25 protein-coding genes are annotated in these 24,604 nt (G+C 37.6%); 6 read left to right on the forward strand and 19 right to left on the reverse strand.

Translation table 11 applies throughout. The annotated features are described in order from the left end of the window. Positions 1-125: 125 nt before the first annotated feature. The 8 genes from J2S17_RS06340 to J2S17_RS06375 all read right to left on the reverse strand — a co-directional run bounded on the left by J2S17_RS06340 (position 126) and on the right by J2S17_RS06375 (position 6,055). Entirely contained in the window at positions 126-1,670 is a 1,545-nt protein-coding gene (locus tag J2S17_RS06340) for a rhomboid family protein (protein ID WP_307473001.1), read from the reverse strand. A gap of 152 nt (positions 1,671-1,822) precedes the next feature. Further along, positions 1,823-1,996 carry a protein YqgO gene (gene yqgO, locus J2S17_RS06345; protein ID WP_307473003.1) on the reverse strand — a complete coding sequence of 58 codons (174 nt, stop codon included), beginning with the start codon at positions 1,994-1,996 and terminating at the stop codon, positions 1,823-1,825. 69 nt (positions 1,997-2,065) lie between these two features. Further along, positions 2,066-2,857 carry a DUF92 domain-containing protein gene (locus tag J2S17_RS06350; protein ID WP_307473005.1) on the reverse strand — a complete coding sequence of 264 codons (792 nt, stop codon included), beginning with the start codon at positions 2,855-2,857 and terminating at the stop codon, positions 2,066-2,068. Beyond that, entirely contained in the window at positions 2,854-3,420 is a 567-nt protein-coding gene (locus J2S17_RS06355) for a 5-formyltetrahydrofolate cyclo-ligase (protein ID WP_307473007.1), read from the reverse strand. The genes J2S17_RS06350 and J2S17_RS06355 overlap by 4 nt, the downstream gene beginning before the upstream one ends. An 89-nt stretch (positions 3,421-3,509) precedes the next feature. Further along, positions 3,510-3,659, reverse strand: a complete 150-nt coding sequence (rpmG, locus tag J2S17_RS06360) for a 50S ribosomal protein L33 (protein WP_057771568.1) — start codon at positions 3,657-3,659, stop codon at positions 3,510-3,512. A gap of 57 nt (positions 3,660-3,716) precedes the next feature. Continuing rightward, a complete protein-coding gene (locus tag J2S17_RS06365) occupies positions 3,717-4,352 on the reverse strand; it encodes a hypothetical protein (RefSeq protein WP_307473009.1) in 636 nt (211 codons plus the stop codon). A gap of 17 nt (positions 4,353-4,369) precedes the next feature. Then, on the reverse strand, positions 4,370-5,566 hold the full coding sequence (locus tag J2S17_RS06370; protein WP_307473011.1) for a glycosyltransferase family 4 protein: 1,197 nt from the start codon (positions 5,564-5,566) through the stop codon (positions 4,370-4,372). After that, on the reverse strand, positions 5,567-6,055 hold the full coding sequence (locus J2S17_RS06375) for a DUF4912 domain-containing protein (RefSeq protein ID WP_307473013.1): 489 nt from the start codon (positions 6,053-6,055) through the stop codon (positions 5,567-5,569). A gap of 370 nt (positions 6,056-6,425) precedes the next feature. Between J2S17_RS06375 and J2S17_RS06380 the strand changes: the two genes are divergently transcribed. The 3 genes from J2S17_RS06380 (at position 6,426) to J2S17_RS06390 (ending at position 8,270) form a co-directional block, all read left to right on the forward strand. Continuing rightward, complete coding sequence (locus tag J2S17_RS06380; protein ID WP_307473015.1) at positions 6,426-6,824, forward strand: hypothetical protein; 399 nt, start codon at positions 6,426-6,428, stop codon at positions 6,822-6,824. Further along, positions 6,821-7,285 carry a hypothetical protein gene (locus tag J2S17_RS06385; protein ID WP_307473017.1) on the forward strand — a complete coding sequence of 155 codons (465 nt, stop codon included), beginning with the start codon at positions 6,821-6,823 and terminating at the stop codon, positions 7,283-7,285. Before J2S17_RS06380 ends, J2S17_RS06385 begins: the two co-directional genes overlap by 4 nt. Before the next feature lie 475 nt (positions 7,286-7,760). Then, positions 7,761-8,270, forward strand: a complete 510-nt coding sequence (locus J2S17_RS06390) for an LURP-one-related/scramblase family protein (protein WP_307473019.1) — start codon at positions 7,761-7,763, stop codon at positions 8,268-8,270. Between the two features lie 66 nt (positions 8,271-8,336). Here the strand turns inward: J2S17_RS06390 and phoU are convergent, their stop codons facing one another. From phoU to J2S17_RS06440, 10 genes are all read right to left on the reverse strand, one after another. After that, positions 8,337-8,996 carry a phosphate signaling complex protein PhoU gene (gene phoU, locus J2S17_RS06395; RefSeq protein WP_307473021.1) on the reverse strand — a complete coding sequence of 220 codons (660 nt, stop codon included), beginning with the start codon at positions 8,994-8,996 and terminating at the stop codon, positions 8,337-8,339. Between the two features lie 35 nt (positions 8,997-9,031). Further along, positions 9,032-9,805: a phosphate ABC transporter ATP-binding protein PstB gene (pstB, locus tag J2S17_RS06400; RefSeq protein ID WP_307473258.1), complete on the reverse strand. Its 774-nt coding sequence runs from the start codon at positions 9,803-9,805 to the stop codon at positions 9,032-9,034. Positions 9,806-9,998: 193 nt separating this feature from the next. After that, a complete protein-coding gene (gene pstA / locus J2S17_RS06405) occupies positions 9,999-10,877 on the reverse strand; it encodes a phosphate ABC transporter permease PstA (protein ID WP_307473023.1) in 879 nt (292 codons plus the stop codon). A gap of 1 nt (position 10,878) precedes the next feature. Next, on the reverse strand, positions 10,879-11,829 hold the full coding sequence (gene pstC, locus J2S17_RS06410; RefSeq protein WP_307473025.1) for a phosphate ABC transporter permease subunit PstC: 951 nt from the start codon (positions 11,827-11,829) through the stop codon (positions 10,879-10,881). Positions 11,830-11,917: 88 nt separating this feature from the next. Beyond that, positions 11,918-12,910, reverse strand: a complete 993-nt coding sequence (locus J2S17_RS06415) for a PstS family phosphate ABC transporter substrate-binding protein (RefSeq protein WP_307473027.1) — start codon at positions 12,908-12,910, stop codon at positions 11,918-11,920. Between the two features lie 213 nt (positions 12,911-13,123). Next, entirely contained in the window at positions 13,124-15,205 is a 2,082-nt protein-coding gene (locus J2S17_RS06420; protein WP_307473029.1) for a peptidoglycan D,D-transpeptidase FtsI family protein, read from the reverse strand. 164 nt (positions 15,206-15,369) lie between these two features. Next, positions 15,370-16,581 (reverse strand): MFS transporter, encoded by a 1,212-nt coding sequence (locus tag J2S17_RS06425; RefSeq protein ID WP_307473031.1) that lies wholly within the window; start codon positions 16,579-16,581, stop codon positions 15,370-15,372. 243 nt (positions 16,582-16,824) lie between these two features. Further along, the gene (locus tag J2S17_RS06430; RefSeq protein WP_307473033.1) at positions 16,825-17,433 is read right to left on the reverse strand and encodes a superoxide dismutase; all 609 of its coding nucleotides are present in this window, start codon (positions 17,431-17,433) and stop codon (positions 16,825-16,827) included. A 187-nt stretch (positions 17,434-17,620) separates the two neighbouring features. Continuing rightward, entirely contained in the window at positions 17,621-18,103 is a 483-nt protein-coding gene (locus tag J2S17_RS06435) for a DUF456 domain-containing protein (RefSeq protein WP_307473035.1), read from the reverse strand. Between the two features lie 59 nt (positions 18,104-18,162). Then, positions 18,163-19,791, reverse strand: a complete 1,629-nt coding sequence (locus J2S17_RS06440) for a Na/Pi cotransporter family protein (protein WP_307473037.1) — start codon at positions 19,789-19,791, stop codon at positions 18,163-18,165. Positions 19,792-20,034: 243 nt separating this feature from the next. Between J2S17_RS06440 and J2S17_RS06445 the strand changes: the two genes are divergently transcribed. Further along, on the forward strand, positions 20,035-20,802 hold the full coding sequence (locus J2S17_RS06445; RefSeq protein ID WP_307473039.1) for a DUF1189 domain-containing protein: 768 nt from the start codon (positions 20,035-20,037) through the stop codon (positions 20,800-20,802). A 146-nt stretch (positions 20,803-20,948) separates the two neighbouring features. Here J2S17_RS06445 and J2S17_RS06450 read toward each other — a convergent pair whose 3' ends face one another. After that, positions 20,949-22,637, reverse strand: a complete 1,689-nt coding sequence (locus J2S17_RS06450; protein WP_307473040.1) for a methyl-accepting chemotaxis protein — start codon at positions 22,635-22,637, stop codon at positions 20,949-20,951. A 190-nt stretch (positions 22,638-22,827) separates the two neighbouring features. On the opposite strand from J2S17_RS06450, the gene yqfZ reads away from it, so the two are divergent. Both yqfZ and ispG read left to right on the forward strand, forming a co-directional pair. Then, positions 22,828-23,169: a protein YqfZ gene (gene yqfZ / locus J2S17_RS06455; protein WP_307473043.1), complete on the forward strand. Its 342-nt coding sequence runs from the start codon at positions 22,828-22,830 to the stop codon at positions 23,167-23,169. Positions 23,170-23,293: 124 nt separating this feature from the next. Continuing rightward, positions 23,294-24,409: a flavodoxin-dependent (E)-4-hydroxy-3-methylbut-2-enyl-diphosphate synthase gene (gene ispG, locus J2S17_RS06460; protein ID WP_307473260.1), complete on the forward strand. Its 1,116-nt coding sequence runs from the start codon at positions 23,294-23,296 to the stop codon at positions 24,407-24,409. Positions 24,410-24,604 lie beyond the last annotated feature (195 nt).

Consider the following 24,604-nt stretch of genomic DNA (forward strand, 5'->3'; position numbering starts at 1 on the left):
ATCATACTATCTCTAGTATGATTCTTAGTAAAAATACCCCTATTTTTCTTATTGCCAGAGCAGAATTTCCTAGGAAATAGTCGCTATCTGTCGAATGGAATAAGTATTGATTTCACGCCGTTCACCTATTCAAGTGAATTTACTTGGTCTAATAATTCCTGATACTCTTTTCTATCTGGATCAATTTCCGCTGCCCTGCTAGCATGTTTCTTCGCTTCAAGGAGATTATAATCATCTAAATATAAGAGTGCTAAATTATAATGGGCCTCATGAAATGTATCATTCTTTTCTATGACCAGATGCAAATGCTCCTTCGCCTCTTCCATCTTTCCTTTCTTAATTTCCGCAAAAGATAAAAGGAAATAGGTTTCTGGAGTCCCTTCCTCGTTATCTGCATAATCGGAGAGAATCGCAATCGTCTTATCATATTGCTCTGACTGCACATATTCTTGTGCCATCATTACTGCAGTTTGCTCGTTCATTTGTCTTTCGGGACCGCTAAATCCATATATTAGTCCCCCTGCAATCAAACAAAGCGTTCCTGCAAAGAAAAGCAATTGAACAGGCAAGCGTTTCTTATTTGGAAAAAACACTATACCAGTCGCAAGAAAGCCACCGATTAAACCGCCAATATGGCCTGCATTATCTATCCCCGGCACTGTGAAACCAAACACTAAATTAATTCCTAATACAACCAATATATTAAATCCAATTGTTCTAAAAAAAAGCTTAGGAAAAATGAGACCGAAAAATAAAAGTGCGCCAAAACAGCCGAAAATCGCTCCGCTCGCACCTGCTGAAACACTTGGACTAAAAATGAAGCTTGCTAGCGTCCCTCCAAAGCCGGCAAGTAAATAAATAAAGAGGAATCTTACTTTCCCAAATATTTTTTCTACCGCAGTGCCTAAATAAAAGAGTGCAAGTGTATTCATTAAGAGGTGAAGAAACCCGATATGAAGAAAGATTGGAGTGAAAAACCTCCACCACTCACCATCAAGTATCAGCGGATTAAACTTGGCGCCATATTCTATTAATATGGCTGTATTTGTACTGCCGCCTTTCCATTCTAACCAAAGAAAAGCTGCGATTTGAATAACTATAAAAAGATAAGTAAACAATGGTTTTCCGTGATCAAATAACGCTTGCTCTTCTTTTGCCTTATCAGATGCGGATTTCAATGCGTGATTCTTTAACGAAGCAACATCACTCTCATAGTAAGCATCTTTGTTATGTAGTTGTATATTGATTTGATTATGAAAAAGCATGTTGATTTCTTCCAGACCCTGGTTGCTTTTTGCACGGTCCATTAATATCGTTTTTACGGTTGTTTTATCATTTTTCGGATGTTGGTATGGCTGATATACCTTATCAGTATAATCATCCACTGGCGGATAACCGGAAACATAAATATTTAACATCTTCATATCTCTGCCGGCCGTTTGTTTTCGGATTCTCTCTCCATTTGCAGCTATGTTCTCTATATCTCTCTGTATCCAGTTGCTCCAATCTATATCCCGACAAAGCAGCCGAATCATACGCGCTTCTTTATTCTCCATTTTCTCCAGCCACAATTCATCTTGGCTTTCAGAAAGTTGTATCACTCGATAATCTTGATTAATAATGAATTCATGTGCTAATTCCCAGAACAAATATTCCTCTTTGATACTCAATGTTTCCCCCACTCCCCAGACAAAGCCTTTCTACCGTTTATCTTCTCTCTCCATTATAGACAAACCTTTTTAGATTCAAAAACAAAAAGGCCTTTTAGAGGCCTTTTACCACAAAATGTATAAATGCAAACCATATTTATCTTTTCCTGGTGTTAGTTAGTACGAGGAAATACCATTTGAAGCATGCGATCTCTAAGGAACGGACATCCCATTACAGAAGAAACGAATAGATTCCGATTTAAGAAGACGCTTACTAGACGGTAGCGATATTGATAAATGAAAAAGCCACCTAATACAAACATCAATGCAGTTATCAATTTTCCCATTTTCTAACCTCCTGTCCACATTTATTATGAATAAAAACAGAAGCATTTATCCATCACACGGATAAAAAATCACAAAAGAAGAAATTGATAATAGGTAACCCCTATGATCACAGCGATCAATGCAGATAAAAAATTCACCGCATCATTATTCATGAAAGAAATCCCTCTAATCCTGCTTGTTCTCTGTCCACAATGCTCCCAGCCCTCTACATCTTTACCACATTCGAGGCAACGATAGATGACTTGACTATACGCACCCAAAAATGAATCCACGATATTTCCGAGAAAACCAAAAATAAAGACGATGAATCCAATTGATAGTGAAAGGGACATTAGCAAGCATGCTAAAAGCACCAGTGTGAAAGAACCTGCCAAGGCTGCAGCTGTACCTAAAAGGCTGACCGCGCCTGAAGTTCCTGTTTCAATAGGTTTTAAGGTCCGAATGAATAATGGGGGTTTCTTGCTTAATGAACCGAGTTCTGAAGCCCAAGTATCAGCATTCGCACTCGCTAGAGAAATAAGAAAGCCCAGCAGAAATACATCACTCGGATGAATAGCATATAATAGGCTAAATAGTGCTGCCAGTCCCCCGTTCGCTACAACTTGCTGCCAATCCCTTGTTGAACCCTTTTCATGACGATCTTCTATTGATTCCTTCTTTTTACTCTTAAATTTCGACCAAAAGCTCGAACTTGCAAAAAAGAAACCAAGTAAGAGCAGTCCTTGAAGGCCAAATCCTAAACTAACGGAAACACCGACAAAAAAAGCAGCGATGCTTCCTGATTTAGTTAAAAGACGCAAATAATATCCAGCCAAAGAAATACTCGCGACAAAGATCACCAGAAGGATAGAACCAATCATGAATAAAGGACTCCTTTATCAGTGATAATCTTATTAACAGGGAGATCATGTGTTTGAATAGGTAATTCGTCTATCATCTGCATATGAAAGGCTAGAGAAGTTGTTTGTCCATGAAACTTGTTTAAATAGCGATCATAATAACCGCCTCCGAAACCAAGACGGTGCCCTCTTGCATTAAAAGCAACCCCTGGAACAATCAGCAAATCGATTTTCTCTGGCCTAGTTTCGCTTGTTTTCTCAATTATGGGTTCCAAAAGCCCTGAATAAACAGATTCTAGTTGTTGAAAATCCGTAAAAATGCGAAAATCCATATCCCTTGCTGCTGGTAAGCACTTAGGGATAGCCACCTGTTTACCTAATCTCCATGCTTCTTCAATAATGGGATATGTATCCACCTCAGGGAATTTAGAAATCGTTATACCTATAGTTGCTGCTTCAATCCAATCCGCTTCACGAAATAGCCGGTTTGATATATCCTGAGATAATTGTTCATAGTGATGCTTTGGGATTGTTGACAAATTTGTGACAATTTGTTTTCGAAGTGCTGCTTTACGATTTTTCATATGCTTCACCCCTATATATTCATATATGAAAACATATTTAATTTTATAAAAAAATGCAACAAAAAAAGCAGCAGGAATCTACCTACTGCTTATTTTGTCTCACGATGTGTTGTAGAACGCTTTTCTCTTGGGCAATATTTCTTAAGCTCAAGACGATCTGGATTGTTTCGTTTATTTTTTTTAGAAATATAGTTACGATCTCCGCATTCTGTGCACGCTAACGTAATATTTACACGCATGTCATTTCCCTCCAAACTATTAGGCACTAGTTCGTTTCATACGACTTTTATATAATATCACTTTTCAGTTTGAATTGCTAGTATGTTTTTTAAAAGAGCATGATTTATGTCTATAAGTTCGTTTTTATCCATATCACTTATCACCCATGCTTCTCCTTCAATCGATTCTTTTCCTTGAAAATCAACGTTATGAGCATAGATGCTAACAGCATGTCCTTTCACCATCGGATGATATTTAAGCACACTTTTATCATTATGTGACCAAATTTGGTCATTATAAACATTCCAATAGGGTTGAACTGTACATTCCTGCTTAATATTACCACGAAGATGTCCGTTGATTAAAAAGGTTTTCTTATCTGCTACATGATAAATTACGTTTTCTGAAGGAGAAATGAATGATACATGCTCCCTGACAGGAAAAATATAGCGGTGAGCCATAAGAAGCTTGACCTTTCTATTATTCTGATCGTGATTTGTAACATACAGTTTATAAAATCGGACCTTTGAATGAATATCCATTTCTTTTATTCGGATTGATATTCCTTTTTCCGCAAAGATTTTTTCCATGCCTGAATCAAGCCAATGGGTGTGTCCATCTATCCATAACCCTGGTGTAAGGATGAGCTTACTATTTTGAATTGGATTAGAGAACTGCTCAGAGAATGATTGTGCTGGTTCAATTATTTTCATTTTTTACACCTATTTTCTTATATTTTTTTTATCTCTGTTAAATTCGATTGTAAAAGGGCTGCTTCATAAACACTTTCAGTTTCCTCAGCCACTCGATCCCAGTTATACATATCGTCCACAATCCGCCTTGCTTTCTTCCCCATTTCTTTTGCGTGCAAGGGATGATTTAATAGGTATTGGGTCTGTTCAATCAAGCTACACACGTTTCCTGGATCCATAAGCATGCCTGTCTGACGGTGCTGAACCAATCCTTTTAATCCACCTGTTCTTGAAACAATCACTGGCCTTTCCGCTGCCATCGCTTCTAGTGCTACAATGCCAAATGGTTCATATTTGCTCGGGAACACCGCTATTTCACAGATGTTTAGCAGTGCAGTTCTTTGTTGATCGGTTATAAACCCAGGAAAGAAAAATACATGATCTAATAATCGCTCTCTCACCTTTTGGCGATATGGTTCAAGCAATGGGCCTTTACCGGCTACAATAAAATATACTTGATCATTCTGTTCAATTAATGTTTCAGCAGCTTCAATAAGTGTTGTAAATCCCTTTTCCTCAACCATCCTGCCAATAGAAAAAATAAGTCTTTTTCCAAAATTGATTGGCAATGAATCAAGAACGTAGTGAGCCTTTACTGGAAGGTTGTTTTTTTCTGTACCATTAGGAATCACAGTCATTTTATCGCTATTTTGAGTGAATAAATGAAACAATTCTTCCTTCATAGATTGGCTGCAAACGATTAAGTGATTTGACCTTTCGGCAAGCATTTTCTCTTGATGATGAACAAACCTCTGCAGTTCGGTAAATATTCCATTATTTCTTCCATATTCCGTTGCATGGATAGTCGTGATAAATGGAATATAGAGGTACTTATGCAAAGTAATCGCAGAAGCACCAACCAGCCAGTCATGTGCATGAATGATGTCAAAGCAATAAATATGGTGCAGCTCCCTTGCTCGTTCCTCCATCGCTAGATTCAATCCGGCTATCCAATGGAAGAAATGTCCATCATTTTCATTTAAGGGCTCTACACGGTGTATATGGATGCTATCAGACTTATCTTCGCCAAAGTCTTCATCTGAATTCGCGGTTAGGACATGGACCTCATGGCCTCTTTTGAATAATCCTTTAGCCAGACCATGGACATGTCTCGCTAAGCCGCCTACCACATGAGGAGGATACTCCCAGGATATCAATAGAATGATGCGCCCCATTTATGCTTCTCCTTTACTTTCTTTTGTATAATAACTATAACTGCTTACATACTCTTTCCATTCAGGTGACTGACCATCTGAACGACCTCCACTATCAGATGGTTTCATATGCTCAGGAAACAATGCTTGTACAATATTTGATCGCAATATAGGGAAGAACTTATTTTCATTTAGCTTGATTCCCCACTCAACACAGTAAGAGCGATGCTTGTTTAATCCTGTAATCGTCCATTGCTTACTATCTTCGCGAACAAATACTTCATGGCAGGTATGAGCATTGGCTCCATTAAATACTATGGAGGTTACATCATATATTCTTAGAGCTTTTATAAACTCGGCAAAAGCATGATTGAAATAAGAAGAAACAAGGGTGCATTTTTGTTCAGATACAGCCCAGGTAACTACAAGCTGCTGTTCATTTGGATAACTGGCCACTATATAATCATTTCCGTCTTTCTTTTCCAAAGATGAATGAAGGACATTTTTCATAGATTACTGCCATTAGCGAATACAAACATTCGCCTGAAGTCTCTCAAGTGACTAGAACCTCTATTCATAGAAACTTGCTTTTTTTTATTTTTATACACAGCGACACCTCGCTTTTTTATCTGATAATTCTTACTTTAATGTTAGCACTGAATAGCCAGTCTCACAATGAACGGATTTTGTCGGTTATTGTGAAACCCATACTTCATATGGGAAATTCAATGTAAAAAAATCAGCAGAGATGAGCAACCGTTAAAAAATACGAAGTTCGACATCCTTCCTTCTTTGTTATACGACAAAATCTTTTTCCAACGATTACCTCTGTACGAAAATTGTCGCTTTTTTATGGTAAAATATCTGATGTTGACTAAAAATGATTGAGGTGATCAAATTGTTATATGTTTTAGGAGGTTTACTTTTATTTTCCATTTCATTGTTGTTATTATCGATATTTCTTAAAGATCCCTATAAAGCTTTGCAGGACGAACTTGAACAAATGTCAATTTTACATATCCAAGAAATGTATGGAATAAAGAAAAAGATAAAAATAATTGAGGAAGAGCTTCTCACAGATGATACACCCCTGCCAACTTCCGTAAGCACTCATAATGAGCCAAACAAAAAAGAAGTGCATGCCATTATTAAGAATCAAGTGCTGCTCCTTGCAAAACAAGGGCGCACAGTGGAACAAATTGCTGTGCAATCCTCTTTAACTGTTGAGGATGTTAAAAGAATTTTGACAGAAAAAATGTTTAGAGGCGAATCATTATGAATAAACGAAATACACGAGCCTTTGCTGCAGGTGTTTTAATATCCGTCCTTATTATAGCGATTGCATATGTCCAGTTGGATTCCAAAAAGACAAACATTGACTTGGAGGCTGCTGCAGCAAGCATTGAAAAAGACGGATATATCATCCTTACACAAGAGGAGTATGATCAGCTGTCAAAGCCACTCGAAACACATAAAACTGAAGCCAGTGATGATTCAACAACCAAGGAAGCGAAAAATGAGCAGGAACAGAAGCCAGCTGTCTATGAATTGACTATTGAAGTCGGCATGACGCCCCAAGATATCGCTAACCAGCTCCACGAGGCTGATATCGTCGAAGATGCTCATGCGCTAGAAACCTATATTGATGAATTTGGATATAGCAAAAAAATACAGATAGGTTCCTTTCAATTATCAGCAGATATGACTTATAAAGAAATAGCAGAATTAATCAGCAGGTAAGTTCTGTATCAAAGCTTTTTATTCTAAAGTTCGAATGAGTGCCTCTTTTAGTGCAGTAAGTTTGAAGTACGCCTGACTGACTAATGTACAAAGTGAGGGATTAACCCCCGACCTCTCACACCACCGTACATATGGGTCAGGTTTCCGCCTGCTTGCTTCAGTCACTGCAGACATTATTGCGTAGCTACTGTTACCTCTGCCTTCACATTTCGGGACTTGAACCCTTTAGACTGCACCCATGCTTGGCCCACCAAAAGAAGAAGCCTTGAACATAAAGTTCAAAGCTTTTTTTGTACAGGATATAGAAAACCATATCTCTTTTCATCTGCTTCACTTAGATTAATCACTTTTATGAACCTCTCTCTTTTCGTAAAAAACACGTAAGTTGGGACATTTCATTTTTTGGAAACTTTTACTGAAACTTTTTACTAATCAAACACGTAAACGTAGGAAATAAAAAACAAAGGTGAATTATATGGACAAAACAATATATTTCCAAGATAATTTTTTCTCATCAGGATTAACAGACATTCATAATAAGGATTATATAAAAGTAGGATTACTAGATTTAAAAACAGCTTTTTCTAGAAAAGTATCCGTACTTGATTTAGAAAGCAAGGAAACAATGAAAGGAATGTTCCTTCATTTTTTGTCAAGAAAATGGAGGGTTGTTGACCCTCATGGTACTGAACAAGGTCTTGTTCAGCAAAAGCTGTTTACCTTTTCGAAAGCATTCGATTATCATAAGGCAAACGGCCAGCATTATCGAATTGAGTCCCCCATTTTCTCTCGTGAATATACAATTTATGATGATACAGATCAAATAATTGCTCGATTCTATCGGGTAAGCTCTTTCTTATCAGTACCTGCATTCAAGTTAGAAAATCATTCAAACTCATTAAATACTGCAGAATTAATCATTGTCATTATGGGAGTCAACGCGATTCAAAAAAATAATAATAATGGAGCAGCCTCAAGCACTTAAAAATAGGGAGCTAAATCGGGTGAAACACAAAAAGCTAAAGGACACCGTCCTTTAGCTTTTAATAACTCAAGTATTCAAATCAAATTGCTTACCCTTTACGAGATAAAAAATATGTTCAGAGATATTTGTTACATGATCTGCCGCTCTTTCAAGATATCGGCAGGTAAAAGATAGTTGGGTAATCTGAGATAGATGCTCAGGCTTTTCTCTGCTTATTTGCAATAAATCCAAAATTGTTTGCCCATATAAATCATCGACCTGATCATCCATTTCCGCTGCTTTTTTCGCTTTCATGATGTCTTCTTCATTGAATGCTTCCAATGATAGATTAAGCATTTCCAATGTAATTGCATGCATTTGCTTTATATGGACAATTGGCTTAACATGCTCTTGTGCACCGATTCTAATCGTAGATTTAGCAATATTCACAGCAAAATCTGCGATTCTTTCTATATCTGTTGCAATTTTTATTGCTACGATAATTCTCCGCAAATCAATGGCAACAGGCTGTTGCTTAGCTATGAGAAGAATGGCAAAGTCATTAATTTCCTCATAAAGAATATCTGCCTCAGTATCATCGTCCATAATCTTTAGAGCCAAATCAATATCATGATTTTCTAAAGCATCGATTGCTTTAGATAGTGCTGCTTCAGCAAAGTGCCCTAATTCCAACAACTTTCCTCGCAGCTCCATTAATTCTTCATCGAATTTTTCCCTAACAGCCATTTTTTTGATAGTCCCCTTTCTCAGTTAAGAGAAGTTTAGCCGAATCTTCCAGTAATATAGTCTTCAGTACGTTTATCTGTTGGATTGGAGAAAATTTTATCAGTTTCTGTATACTCAATGACTTCTCCATTTAGAAAGAACGCTGTTTTATCAGATATTCTCGCTGCTTGCTGCATATTATGCGTTACGATAATAATACTATATTCTTTTTTAAGTTCTTGGACAAGCTCTTCTACCTTCAAAGTAGATATAGGATCAAGTGCTGAAGTCGGTTCATCCATTAAAATCACGTCTGGTTCAATCGCAAGACATCTCGCAATACAAAGACGTTGCTGCTGACCTCCTGACAGACCATAAGCATTTTCGTGAAGACGATCCTTAACTTCATCCCAAATAGCTGCTCCCTTTAAGCTTTTCTCAACAATCTGATTTAGAATTTTTTTATCTTTAATTCCATGAATTTTAGGACCATAAGCTACATTTTCATAGATAGACTTAGGAAAAGGATTCGGTTTTTGGAACACCATTCCCACCTTCGTCCTTAACTCTTCCACTCCATAACCCTTTTGAAAGATATTACGACCGCGATATTCAATCTCACCGGAAGTTTTCACATCAGGCACTAACTCAATCATACGATTTAATGTCTTAATATAAGTGGATTTACCACAGCCAGATGGTCCAATAATGGCAGTCACTTCATTTTCATTAATATCTAAATTGATATTCTTCAATGCATGATTATCACCGTACCATAAATTCAACTCTTTTGTGCGGTAGACAATTCCCTTCGCATCTTGATTACCCATTCCATTAACTGCAGCTAGATTTTCAGGTTTCACAATCGTTGTGTTCATCTTCCAATTCCTCCTTAAAATGCGGAGGCGCCTTGTTCAGCCCCGACAAGCATAAGGCAAATCGGCAGGAAGGTTGTTCTTTTCCTTTATGGCGATTTGACTGATGACCTCGAGGGGCTAAGCGCCGCAGCTAGAAAGTGTATATTTAATAGCGTCTTGTAAATTTATTACGGATAAACACTGCAATAGAGTTCATGATGATTAGCATCGTCAGTAAAACCATAATACCGGCTGCTGCGACTGCGTGAAATTCTTCTTGCGGTCTTCCAGTCCAGTTATAAATTTGCATGGGCAATACTGTAAACATATCAAACACTGACTTTGGCAAAAATGCGAGAAATAGCGGCAAACCGAGTACTACTAATGGAGCAGTCTCACCGATCGCTCTGGATAAAGCAAGAATCCCACCTGTTAAAATACCAGGGATTGCCGCCGGCATAACTACTCTTAAGATGGTTTGCCATTTTGTTGCACCCATGCCATACGAAGCTTCCCGCAGCTCTTTAGGAACTGCTCTAATCGCTTCTTGTGCTGATACGATGATAATCGGAAGGACGAGCAAACTCATTGTCAATCCAGCAGCAAGAACACTGGTACCGAGCGACAATGCTCTTACAAAGACTGTTAATCCTAATAAACCAAATACAATTGAAGGTACACCAGCTAGGTTGGATATATTCACTTGAATGAAGCTGGTAAACTTGTTTTTCTTAGCATATTCCTCTAAATAAATGGCCGTCCCTACTCCTAACAGCAAGGTAACAGGTGTAACAACCCCCATCAGCCAGATTGTTCCGATGAGTGCCGTTTTGACACCTGCTTGCTCTGGATTACGGGAAGGCAGCCCTTGAAGGAATTGCCAATCAAGATAGCCAATTCCTTGAGTGATGACACGGTACAATAATATTCCCAGCACAAGAAGTGCGAAGGCTGTAGCGGCCATAAATACAAATTTGAATACTAAATTTGCTGCTAACCGCGGTTTCATTTTCTGCAATACTTTTGTATGGTCTATGAATTTCATATTAATATTCCTCCCTAAAACGTTTAGAGATGAATTGGGCAAGCAAGTTCATGAGTAAAGTGAAAATGAATAATGTGAATCCAACTGCATAGATGCTGTAATAAATCGTTGTTCCATAACCAGCATCCCCCTGGCTCACCTGAACAATATAAGCTGTCATTGTTTGAATGGAGCTCGTTACATCCCAGCTTAAATTAGGTGTAGATCCGCCAGCAACAGCGACAATCATCGTTTCTCCTATTGCCCTCGATACTGCAAGGACGATGGAGGCAATGATGCCTGAAATAGCAGCAGGAATGACAATCTTCATCGCTACCTCCAGCTTAGTTGCTCCTAATGCATAAGCGCCTTCTCTCATTGCTTTAGGGACAGAAGACATCGCATCTTCTGATAATGAAGCAATCATCGGAGTGATCATAATGCCAATGACAATCCCTGGACTTAAAGCATTAAAAATTTCTAGAGCAGGAATGATATCCCTTAATATTGGTGTAACAAAAGTTAATGCGAAGAAACCATAAACGATCGTCGGAATCCCTGCAAGCACTTCTAAAATTGGCTTTACAATTCGCCTCGTCCGATCTGACGCGTACTCACTCAAGAAAACAGCTGAAGCTAATCCGATTGGAACAGCAACAATCGCTGCAATTAACGCCACTTTCAATGTACCTGATATAAGAGGTAAGATCCCGAATGACCCTTGCGTCTCAGAAAATGGATACCACTTCTGCGATGTAAAGAATTCTGTTATTGATACATGGGTAAAGAATGTAAAGGTTTCTGCTAATAATGTTGCGACAATCCCTATTGTTGTTAAAACAGAAATAATGGCGGTTAACAATAAAATAAATGGAACTATTTTTTCTGATCGAATATATTTATTCTTGCTTTGCTTCTTTTTTTCTATTAACTCCTTAATAGAGACATGTTTGCTAGTTTCTTGTATAGCCATGTTGAAAACCCCCTTAATCCTCTTAATAAAGGTCATAAGTCTCTACCCCATGTTGCTTTGTGAGAGCTTATGACCTTTTAAGAGCTCGTTACTTTAACCCCTCGATGGTTTTAAGTCCATCTTGATAATCTTCATCCACAAGTTTTACATAGCCGACATCTTCAGAAAGAGTGCCTCCATTCTCCATTACGAACTTCACAAATTCAGCCGTTTCTTCCTTTTTTATAGATTCATTCTTCACATAGATGTACAGCGGTCTTGATAGCGGAGCATATTCTCCACTTTCTACGGTGTCATGGGTAGGTTCAACCGGTCCATCACCACCATCGATAGGAACTACTTTCAACTTGTCTTTATTTTCAACGTAGTAGGCAAATCCAAAGAATCCAATGGCGTTTTTATCACCTGCAACCCCTTGAACAAGAATATTATCATCTTCCGATAGTGTCGCTTTTTCAACAATAGGCGTATCTTCTAAGATAATTTCATTGAAGTAATCGTAAGTACCTGAGTCTGTTCCTGGCGAATAAAACTTGATCTCTTCATCTGGCCATTCAGGTCGAATATCAGACCATTTTTTTGATTCTCCATCCTCAACCCACATTTCTTTCAACTCTTCAACTGTTAAATGATCAATCCAATCATTATCCTTATTTACAACAATTGATAAGCCATCATTCGCTAACTTTAATTCTGTATATTCAATTCCAGCTTCTTCCAACTGGGCTTTTTCTTCATCTTTAATCTCTCTTGATGCATTGCTTATATCTGTTGTACCAGCAATAAATTGCTTGAATCCACCACCTGTACCAGAGGATGCAACAGAAACTCTTACTCCAGGGTGTGCCATGCCGAATTCTTCAACAACTGCTTCCATAATTGGGTAAACCGTTGAAGAACCATCGATATTAATTTCTCCTTGAAGCTGCTTATTTTCTTCACTTGCCGGTTGCTCCGAGTTTGATGATCCATTCGCTTGGGATCCTTTAGCAGTTCCTTCTTCTGAAGAGCCACAAGCTGAAGTGAAAGTTAAGACTGTTCCAATCATTGCTGTTGTTGCAATGTATTTAAATCTTTTCATTTCTTTATTCCCCCTAAGAATTAGTTGTTTTGTCCTATGTGTTTAGAATAAAGGTGAAAGGTTAACACGGTTTTAATACGTTGTGAATATTTTGTAAATTAGTGTGAAGAAATGTAAATTCATTAATGATAAGATTGATTTAAGAGATACCCATTACTATTAGAAGGAAAAAAAAAGAAGCTAACAACTGCATGTGTTAGCTTCTTTTACTATTTACTCTTCGTCATTGGTCACATCTATTGCTTCTTGTTTAGTAATATCCTCATCTTTTTGTTCTGCTTGACGCTCTTTCTTAATTTCAAAATAAGCATCAAGAACTCTTTCTGCAATCTTCATATTTGCTTTATGATCAACACTTCCTTGGAAAGCCCATGGAACGAGAACTGAAATAGCGACTTCAGGGTTTTTATGAGGTGCATAACCGACAAAGCTTAAATTCATCACTTCTGGCGGCTCATCATATTTACTGCGTTCAGGACCATCGTAAAATGCTTCCGCAGTTCCTGTTTTACCAGCCGGCTTATAATCCTTCTTGCCAAAATAAACAACGCCTGTTCCACCTGTTTCTTGTGTTACTTTCCTGAAGCCTTCTTGCACACGATCCATCCATTCGTCTTTTCCGTCCACTTTATTTAATACTTTCGGCGCGATTTCTTGAACAATCGGTCCAAGCTGCTCATTATCTAACAACGGTTCGCGCATTTCCTTTACAAGATGCGGCTCCATCCGGTTCCCGCCATTTGCGATGGTTGAGACATATTGAGCAAGCTGCATATTCGAATACGTATCATATTGGCCAATCACAAGGTCAAGCATGAAACCTGGCAGTGTACTTTCTCCTTTAAAGCCTGTTTGTTCATTTGGCAAATCGATACCTGTTCTGACCCCTAAGCCAAATTGGGCAAACGAATCACGAATCGTAGAAAAACCTTGTTTGTTAAGCGGCAAAGATTTATTATGCTCATACCTTCCTCCGCCAATTCGAATAGCCGTTTCAAACATATACACGTTTGAGGAAACCTTCAGTGCATTCACATCGTTAATTGGACCAAAATTCTTCCATGACTTTTTCGGAGGCGTTCCCTTGATTTGTAGAGGCCTGTCATTAAATACAGTACCTGGACTGATTACACCTTCATTATAACCAGTTAAGATTGTCGCCCCCTTAACTGCAGATCCTACATTATAAGTAGAAGTAATGTTCCCAAGTGCATCGTCCGTCATCTTGCTCCCGCCTGTTTCTTCATCCTTTACAATTTTTCGACCGGCCATCGTCAGCACTTCACCGCTATACGGATCAGATAAAACGACATACGCGCGATCTAACAGCCCTGTTCCCGGAGAACCTTTTGCAGAGCGTAATTCTTCTTCTAGGATTTTCTCTGTGGCAAGCTGCAGATCCATGTCAACGCTTAATACTAAATCCTTCCCTCTCTGCCCTTCGGAAATCGGGATCGTTTCAAGCACACTGCCAGCCTTGTTTGTTACATTCTTTACCTTGGCCTTTTGACCATGCAGCACTTCTTCATATTGGAGTTCAATATAGCTTTTACCTACCCTGTCATTACGGCTGTAGTCTCGTGCTAGATAATAATCCAGCTGTTCAGCAGGAATCCCTTCCTCCGAACTCGAAACAGAACCAAGAACGGATTTCAGCGTACTATTGAAAGTATAGTGGCGTTCCCAGTCAGTCGTTGTATCGACTCCAGGAAGATGCTGCAGGTTTTCACTGACAACCGCAAATTCTTCATCTGATACTTCTTTATTTTTAACAATTTGTGGCGTTAGTGCATACCCACTCGTAAAGTCGCTATAAATCGCTAAAATTTCAAGATCATCATCTGTCAGTTCAGCCAATTCTTCTTCTGTGATGCGATCGAGAGTAAGCTGGTAAATTTCCTTATCAAACACAGATCCCTCTAATTCTTCTTTCATGACATCTTGTTCTTTTTGAGGTACTTTTTCTTCTGCACGTTCAGGATTTGTCATAATCCAGTAATCCTTCATATCTCTTTCCCGAACTTTACTCGTATCTTTATCTATAAGCTTTGCAAGTTTTGCTGCAGTCTCAAGCATTTCTTCTTGGCTTGCCCCACTATTCGTATATGTAATTGCATTTTGCGGCATATTGTCAACGATGATTTTACCTGTGCTATCATAAATCTTCCCACGGGGTACGGGATTGTTGACCGTTATATCCTCTGTTCTTTCTATTTCACGCTTATAATCATCTCCATAAACAATTTGAACAAAGCCTAAACGAAAAATAAGGACGGAAAAAAGTAAAAAAACCATTAAGAAGAGCATGTTTAACCGCAACGATACATGATTCCTCTTTTTCTTCTTATTCAATAGTAATAACCACACTTCCTTTAAAGTCTCTTATTTCTATTTTAAAAGAAAACGACAAATAATTCTATTAGGAACCATTTGTCGTGTAGAGGAAACATTTAACAATATTAAGAAAGGTCAACTTTTCTTATATAAAAGTAAATAACACTATGCCCAATTCCTAGAATAAGCAAGAGAAGAGGAATACTATATTTTTCATCAAAAAATACGACAGCTATTATAAAACTCAGAATGGAAACGATTCGCCCTATATTTAAAAATAGCTCTCTGACAACAATATACTCAATCCTCATTTCAGCAGCCTTCCAGGCAGTGCCAATCACATCATATGTCATCGATACATATGGTACAAGCATTAATGGGTAAGCAATGGCAATGATGGCCGCATAAACAAGAAGCTTTGGATAGGTTACATCAAAAATGATTAAAAAGATGGATGCATAAAGCAGAATGCCACCAATTAGAATCGCTGCTTTCCGTTGCTCCTTTTTCAATAGTCTAGAGACAAGAAAATAACTAACAAATGAAATACCTGAGTTAACCAATCCAAAAGTTCCTAATGCAAGTTCGCTTCCTGTTGAAATAAATACAAACACCGATACTACAAATGCAAAGGTACCTTCTCTGAGGCCTTGAAAAAAATGAGCATTCGTGATTCTTCTCCAATTAAGATTCCGCTGTCGCTCCTTCATTATTTGTTTAAACCAGTATCGTCCATTTGCTGGTCGTCTTTTAATGAAAAAACTTAAAAAAACAGCAATCGCAAATAACACCAATGAAAGACCAAAAATAACTGTATATCCCGTAAACTGTTCCATTCTGGAAATAACAAATCCAGCAGTAATCGGTCCAATCATTCCACCAATTGAAGATAATAAACCAAGGAATCCATTGAAAAAATCGCGGTTTTCTGGTTCCGTAATTTCAAATGTAAGTACATTAAAGGCAAGCCAATAAAATCCCGACCCCACTCCTAATAATGCACCAAGCAAAAGAAGGTATTTGGCAGCGCTGCTCCCGGCAACTAAAACCATCACATAAAAGAACGATAAGAAAATGACCCCAATACGGAAAACGATCACGCGATCAACCTTCTTAGCCCATCTTCCTGCAAGGATGAAAGTAATAGGCTGAAGAACAACAATGGCTAAATTATATAAGCCTAAGTCCAAATACTCGCCCGATTGTTTCCACAAAAAAATATTCACAAAAGTATTTGATAACGCAATACTTAAGGAATATAAGCCACCTATAACAAGCAGCAATGTTAAATCTCTCGTTAATTCTACATCACCAATGAATTTTTGTATTTTACTCATAAAAAAACTCCCCTTTGGTTCTAAAGGGTAGTTTCTAACAAAGTCTATTCACTTATGCAATTTTATAAAGGATAATTCTTCAGGTACAAAAAAGCAGCTTCCTGGACTAAAGGGCTTTGAAAAACTATGAAAAATCCCCTTCATCACTTAAATTAACTTCCTACTTTTATTAAATGTATTTAATCTGCATCTTAAAGTAAAAAACATGTGAGCAAAAGTCCGCTCACATGCTTTGATTTCATCTTATTTCGCTGCGCTATAACGCTTTGCTACTTCTTCCCAGTTAACTACATTCCAGAATGCACTGATATAATCAGGACGACGGTTTTGGTAATTCAAATAGTAAGCATGCTCCCACACATCAAGACCAAGGATTGGTGTCTTACCTTCCATTACTGGAGAGTCCTGGTTAGGTGTGCTTGATAGTTCTAATTCTCCGTTGTTTACAGATAGCCAAGCCCAACCTGACCCAAAACGAGTCGTTGCTGCTTTAGCAAATTCTTCCTTGAAGCTATCAAAGCTGCCAAATTTGCTTGAAATGGCATCAGCAAGCTCACCTGTAGGTGCACCGCCACCATTTGGTGAAATGATTTGCCAGAATAGTGAGTGATTAGCATGTCCACCACCATTATTACGAACCGCTGTACGTGCAGATTCCGGAACTGCATCTAGGTTAGCGATGACTTCTTCAACTGATTTAGATGATAATTCAGCATTACCCTCTAGAGCATTGTTTAAATTAGTCACGTAAGTGTTATGATGCTTTGTGTGATGAATATTCATAGTTTCTTTGTCAACATGAGGTTCCAATGCATCGTACGCGTAAGGTAATTGCGGTAATTCAAAAGCCATGATAAAATTCCTCCCTATGTAAATGATTATTTTTAACCTTTTTAATAGAAAATTCTAAATATAAAAGGTCTTTACGTTAACATTATCAAACATCTCTTCAACCAGCAAATGATATGCTCTGTTAACAGATTTAAAATTCCCTCTATATATATTCTTATACCCTTTTTGATAAAACACAAACATCTAGTTAAAAAACAGCGATAAGAAAATAGATAATCATAATGGCTTGAATGATGCCTTTAGTAATCACGCTGCTAATAAAGCCGATAACTGAACCAAAACCAATTTTTATTGCATCTTTTATATTGGTTCGATGAACAAGAAGCTCGGCCACAACCGCTCCAATAAATGGACCTGCAATAATACCCAAGACAGGAATAACAAACGGTCCAACGATGATGCCGATTGTGCTGCCCCAAATACCCGCTTTAGAGCCGCCATACTTCTTCACGCCAATCATGTTAGCGATATAATCTGCGCCAAATAGTAAGATAACAAATAAGACTTGAACTGACCAAAATAGCCAAGTAAATGTCTCAAATGAATAAAATACGCCGTATAGAATAAAAGCAGCAGCAATAAATAAAACGCTTGGAATAATCGGGTAAACTAAGCCGATAAAAGCAATGACAAACAAGATTATGATCATACTCCAATATAAAATATCCAATATAATCACCACTCCTTAGTATATGAAAAAAGCAAGGGATCCCCCCTTGCTTTTCCCGCTTATTCTTCTCCTAAAACCGCCTCTGCAATATTCACAGCATGGTCACCAATTCTTTCTAGATTGCTGAGTATATCTACATAAACGATTCCCGCTTGTCCGGAGCAAACTCCTTCACTTAAACGAAGTATATGCTGTTTACGCAGTTTTCTTTCCATTTTATCGATTTGTTCTTCTTTTTGCACGACATGAATAGCCGCTTCTTTATCTCCATGATCAAGTGACTCGAGTGCCTCTTTTACAGTAGAGATGGTCAGCTTGAACATTTCATCTAAATCATCCATAGCCGATTCAGTAATACTCACTTTATTTGCTTTCTTATAATCCATTAGCTCAATGATATTTTCAAAATGGTCACCGATTCTCTCAATATCTCTAATCGTGTCCATTAGCACCGTATGCTCTTCTGATTCATGATTGGATAGTGAGCTTCTTGAAAGGCTTATTAAATACTCTGTTATATTTCGATCTAAACCATTAATTGCATCCTCTAGTTGGTAGGCATTTTCAGAATATTTCTGATCCCCTGTTTTTAAGAACTTATTTGTATCCTCTAGACCATCGAGTGCGAATTGGCCCATTCTTAATACTTCTTCTTTCGCTTGTCCTAATGCTATCGATGGTGATTGTTGAATAAACATAGGATCAAGATGCTTAGCCTTATAATCCTTAATCGAGTCTTCACCTGGAACCAGCTTAGTAACAATCCATGCTAGTACCGCAATGAATGGAAATTGAATAATGGTGTTTGACACATTGTAAATCCCATGGGCAAACGCGACTGTCATTTCAGGATTTAACGCTAAGCTTTGCTCAAGATAACTTATAACAAATGTAAAAGGTTTCAATAGGATAAGGAAAATTGTAGCCCCAATGACATTAAATACAACATGGACTGCAGCAGCTCTTTTCGCAGCAACAGACGCTCCAATTGCAGCTAAAACAGCTGTGATTGTAGTACCGACATTATCCCCAAAAAGAATAGGTAATGCAGCATTTAAATCAACTAAACCTCCAGCATATAAACCTTGTAAAATTCCAATTGTCGCAGTTGAACTTTGGACAACAACGGTTAGCACAGTACCTACTACAAGACCTAAAATAGGATTATCACTCATGCTAAGTGTTAAGTCATGGAACGATTGTAAACCGCTTAGTGGTTTCATTGCACCAGTCATCAATCCAAGTCCGAAGAATAATGCACCTAGTCCGAACACGATTGAACCTATATTATTTACTTTCGCATTTTTAACGAATATTAATAATACTACACCGACAGCAATCATCGGTAATGCGTACTCACCTACATTAAGTCCAATGATAAAAGCAGTGAAGGTTGTACCAATGTTTGCACCCATAATAACACCAATTGCTTGTCTAAGCGTCATAAAGCCAGCGCTTACCAAGCCTACAGTAATAACTGTAGTTGCTGTACTACTTTGGATTAACACTGTAACGAGGATACCAGCTAAAACACCCATAAACGGATTCGTTGTAAAACGATCTAATATATCTCTAAGACGATCCCCTGCTGACCTTTGCAGTCCTTCTCCCATGGTTTTAATACCATATAGGAAAATACCGAGACCACCGATAAATTCAAAAATAATTTGCTGAACATTCAGTTCCAAACTATTCAACCCCTAAAAATATATTTCGACATTATTTTTAAAACCCCACACAATTATTAATGATTTTTGTTTTAAAAGTAAACGTTTCTCCGCATAAATTTACAAAGCCTTAACAAAAGTCTTTTATATTACAATTTGATTACAAAAACTTTCAGAAAAGTCGTTCAATCGCACGACTTGTACATCATTTGTAATCAAGTTAAAATAGATGCTGAAAACATTTAAGGGTGTGTTATGTAAATAATGAATGTATTTAAACAATTAATAAAAAGTTTGTATTCACCGAAGGACATTGCTTCCTATAGAACACAAGGAATTGGAAAAACAATTTTATATGTTTTTCTTCTTACTCTTCTTTCAGTCATACCAACAATTTACTTGCTAGGCTCTACCATTTTTGGCAGTTTAAACACTTTAGAAACAACAATAAAAAATGACTTTCCTGCCTTTGAAATAAAAGATGGTGAACTCATCTCTGAGGACGAAGTCCCTCTTACAATCAATCATGAGGACCTTTCAATTGTTTTTGACTCAAATGGCATTGTAAAAAAAGATGAACTGCTGAATTCAGAAAATACAATCGCCTTTCTGCAAGATGAATTTGTTTTTAATGCAGGCGGACAACAGCAGACTTATGCTTATTCCTTATTAGGTGACAAGTCTATCGATAAAGCGATGATTAGCGATCTCCTCTCATCAGCAGACTCTTGGCTAGTTATTATTATCTCAATCATGGCTGTAGTTATTTATATTTTTACAGCAGCGATAAGATTTATTGAAATATCTATTCTTGCTCTTCTTGGTCTCTTATTAATGAAAATAATGCAAAGAAAGCTCGAATACCGTTACTTATGGAGAATGTCAGCCTATAGCGTTACGCTACCTACTGTTTTCTTTACGATTATGGGGGCATTGCAAACGATTGTACCAAACGGGGCATTTATCAGCTGGCTCGTTGGAGTAATTATACTCATGCTTTCTATTAAAGAAATACCTCATAATAAGGAATAACAACTATATTAAATAGAAATAAACAAAAAAAGCTTCCCTAATTTAGGAGCTTTTTTTGTTTATTTCATTCTAAAGAGACAAGAAACTGCTCACCTATGTAAAAATAAAGGTTTTGACCTAGATTGCCTTTCCTCATATAACTTGCTTTACACTTTATATTCACCATGAAGCTCATCTAATACTTTCGATATGCTATGTAACCTTTCCCCAGCATGGTGACTTTGCAGCATTTTATTCTTCAATACTTTAGAAGCTGCATCCATCTGTTCTGTGCTCGCAAGCGTCTCTTGAGATATGGATACGTAATGATCCGCGTTTTTTTCTATAAGTGGAACGATGCTGATTAATTCAGCAAGCTCTTCTTGTGACAGTTCTATTAGAAGAGACACATTGGCTACTTCCCTCATCAAAATGTCAAAGCCGGTTCTACTCTCGATTACGGTTTTCATTTGCTCTTGAAAATGCGTACCTATTTGATCAAATTGATTTGCCGCTTTCGTTGAAATGGATTTCATTTGTCCAATCGTTGCTTTAATTTCTTCAGCTGCATTTCCTGATTTTTCTGCAAGGAGTCCTACCTCGTTTGCCACAACCGCAAAACCTTTTCCAGCTTCACCAGCCCTGGCTGCTTCAATGGCAGCATTTAAAGCAAGCAGTTTTGTCTGACCAGCTATTTGCTGAATGATGGAAACAACTTCTTCAATTAAGGTGGAATGTTGTTTTACTTCTCTTACTGTATTTGAAACATTAGCAAATTCAACTGCAAAAGAATCAATAACAGCTATTAAATTACCTAGTCCTTTTTCTCCCCCATTTGCTGCTGCTTCCATTTCTGTTGCTTTTAACATCATATTTTCCATACTTGTGATAATGTGTTTCAATGATTCTTTCATCTCATGAATTTTACTAATACTTTCTTCTGAACTAAATGACGTTTCTTCCGCTCCCTGCTTAACAATTGCAATGGATTCCATCAAAGCCTCATTATCTTCTATTACTTTTCCAGATATACCTGTAAGCTCTTCACCAGTTGCTGATAAATCCTTAGTCATGCTGGACATATTCGATAACAAATTTCGCATATGAGAAATCATTGCATTATAGCTTCTAACCAATGAAATGATTTCTGGTGTTGTCGAAGTCTCTTCTGCCTGTCCCTGCAAATTACCCTTTCTCGCATCCTTCATTATTGCGATAAGCTTTGATAATGGATTAGTTAAATTGCGAACTAATAAAATGATAATCCCTACCGTGGTGATCAAACTGAGAAGCACGGCAATGACCATATATTGAGCAATTTGCTTTATATTACTTAAATATTGAGTTTGAGGGATAGCAATCGTATATATTCCTCTCAACTCCTGAACGTTCCGGAACGAAATTGTATATAAATTCCCATTCATTTCACTATGTATCAGTCCATTTTGCTTCTTCTGTATTTCTTGTAAAACCAATGGATCGATGATGATGTCTGAATGTTTGCTGACATCAAACGGCTGCGGCCCTTTTTCAGTTATCAAAAAGAAATCCGCTTTAAAACCATCTTGAGACAGCTTTGCATCTTGCCTTTTTATTACTTGATTTATTTTCTTACTAAAACCATCCTCATTACCAACAAAGATGAGCATCAAGCTTTGCGACATTTCATAAATAAATTCTGCTTCCTTTTCCAATCGCTGCTCCATCAAATTAGTGACAGTTTCCTTGTATTTACCAAATGAGATCAAAGCAACAAAAGAAACAGTAATGAGAAAAATAATGATGACCGGCACTAATATCCGTGTTTGTAATGATAAATGACTAGTTAATCGCTTTGTTTCTGCTCTAACTCTCAAAATATCCCCCCTAAAAAAATTATGAAGGCTCATTGTAAAGAAAGTATAAAGATTGGGTTAAATTCCAATTAATTCTTTATACCCACGAATAATTACCTATTAATGATTTATTTTCTTTAATTGTTCTGATTGCAAATGGTCAAGCATAAATATTTGGTAATCGACCTAATTATTACAGGGGGTAGCCTTTATGAGAAGATTCGCAGCCTTTATCCTATTAATTGTTGTTGCTTACGCCATTTATTTCGACTTAGCAAATGGCACTCTACCCACAGCACAAGAAACCACAAATGAAAAACCTGCCGTACAAACTTCTGCTGAGGTTGCGCAATTTGCCTCGCCTTTTATTGAAAAAGAAGTAAGTCCTGGTGAAACTGTTTTATCTATTGTTGAGAAGCAGAATAAAGGATTAGAAAATATACCAATGAATGAGATTGTCTCTGACTTTATTAAATTAAATGAAGGAATTAAACCTGAGGAAATAAAATACGGGAAAGTCTATAAATTCCCAACTTACACTGTGGAAAACTAAAGTTTGCCATCAACATTCTTGTCAACTACAGCATTTCATTGATACAATGATTAAAGCGAGCTTTTAAAAAAAGTTCCATATAGATTCTAAACACGAAAAAAGGAGCGAATCTCCATTGAGTGAAATTATACATCGCACGAAAACTCGTCCAGTTAAGGTTGGACCGTTAACTATCGGTGGGAGCAATGAGTTGTTTATCCAAAGTATGACAACAACAAAAACGCATGATGTTGAAGCGACTGTTGCCCAAATCAAACGTCTTGAAGAAGCAGGCTGTCAAATTGTCCGTGTTGCTTGTCCAGATGAACGAGCAGCCGACGCCATTGCTGATATTAAAAAGCAAATAAACATTCCGCTTGTTGTCGATATCCATTTTGATTATAAGCTTGCCCTTAAAGCAATTGAAGGCGGCGCAGATAAAATCAGGATTAACCCTGGAAATATCGGCCGACGCGAAAAAGTTGAAGCTGTCGTTAAAGCAGCAAAGGAAAAAGGCATTCCGATTCGAATCGGGGTTAATGCCGGTTCATTAGAAAAACGCATATTGGAAAAATACGGCTACCCTACGGCTGACGGGATGGTTGAAAGTGCACTTCATCACATAAAAATACTTGAAGATCTGGACTTTCACGATATTATCGTATCCATGAAAGCTTCTGATGTAAACCTTGCGATTGAGGCCTATGAAAAGGCATCAAAAGCATTCGATTATCCGTTGCACTTAGGTATTACAGAGTCTGGTACATTATTTGCCGGAACAGTTAAAAGTGCTGCAGGCTTAGGCGCGATTCTCAGCAAAGGAATCGGCAATACCTTAAGGATCTCCTTAAGCGCTGATCCAGTAGAAGAAATTAAAGTTGCCCGTGAAATGTTAAAAGTATTTGGCCTTTCTTCCAATGCTGCTACATTAATTTCTTGCCCTACATGCGGTCGAATAGAGATTGATTTAATAAGCATTGCTAATGAAGTCGAAGAATATATTTCAACAATTAAAGCACCTATCAAGGTTGCCGTGTTAGGGTGTGCTGTAAATGGACCAGGAGAAGCCCGTGAAGCTGATATTGGGATTGCTGGAGCACGCGGTGAGGGATTATTATTCCGCAAAGGAAAAATCGTAAGAAAAGTCCCTGAAGACACGATGGTTGAGGAGTTAAAAATTGAAATAGATAAGATTGCAGAAGAATATTTTGCAAAACAGGAAGAAGAAAAGAAAGCAGCTGAAGCAGCAGAGACTGTCTAATGATTATATAAGAAAAGCACGGGGCGCCTTGCTCACCCTCAGGCATAGCTTAAGTCGCACAGGAGAAATGAAGGCCGATCTTTACCTTCAATTCCTGTGTGACTTAAGACCTCGAGGGGGTAGGACGCTTGCGCTAGACATCTTTCTTTTTGAAAATTTATACTTTCTTATCTTTCAAAAAAAGCCTGGCAATGA

Origin of the sequence: Cytobacillus purgationiresistens (genome assembly GCF_030813235.1) — a bacterium.
Lineage (GTDB): Bacteria > Bacillota > Bacilli > Bacillales > Cytobacillaceae > Cytobacillus > Cytobacillus purgationiresistens.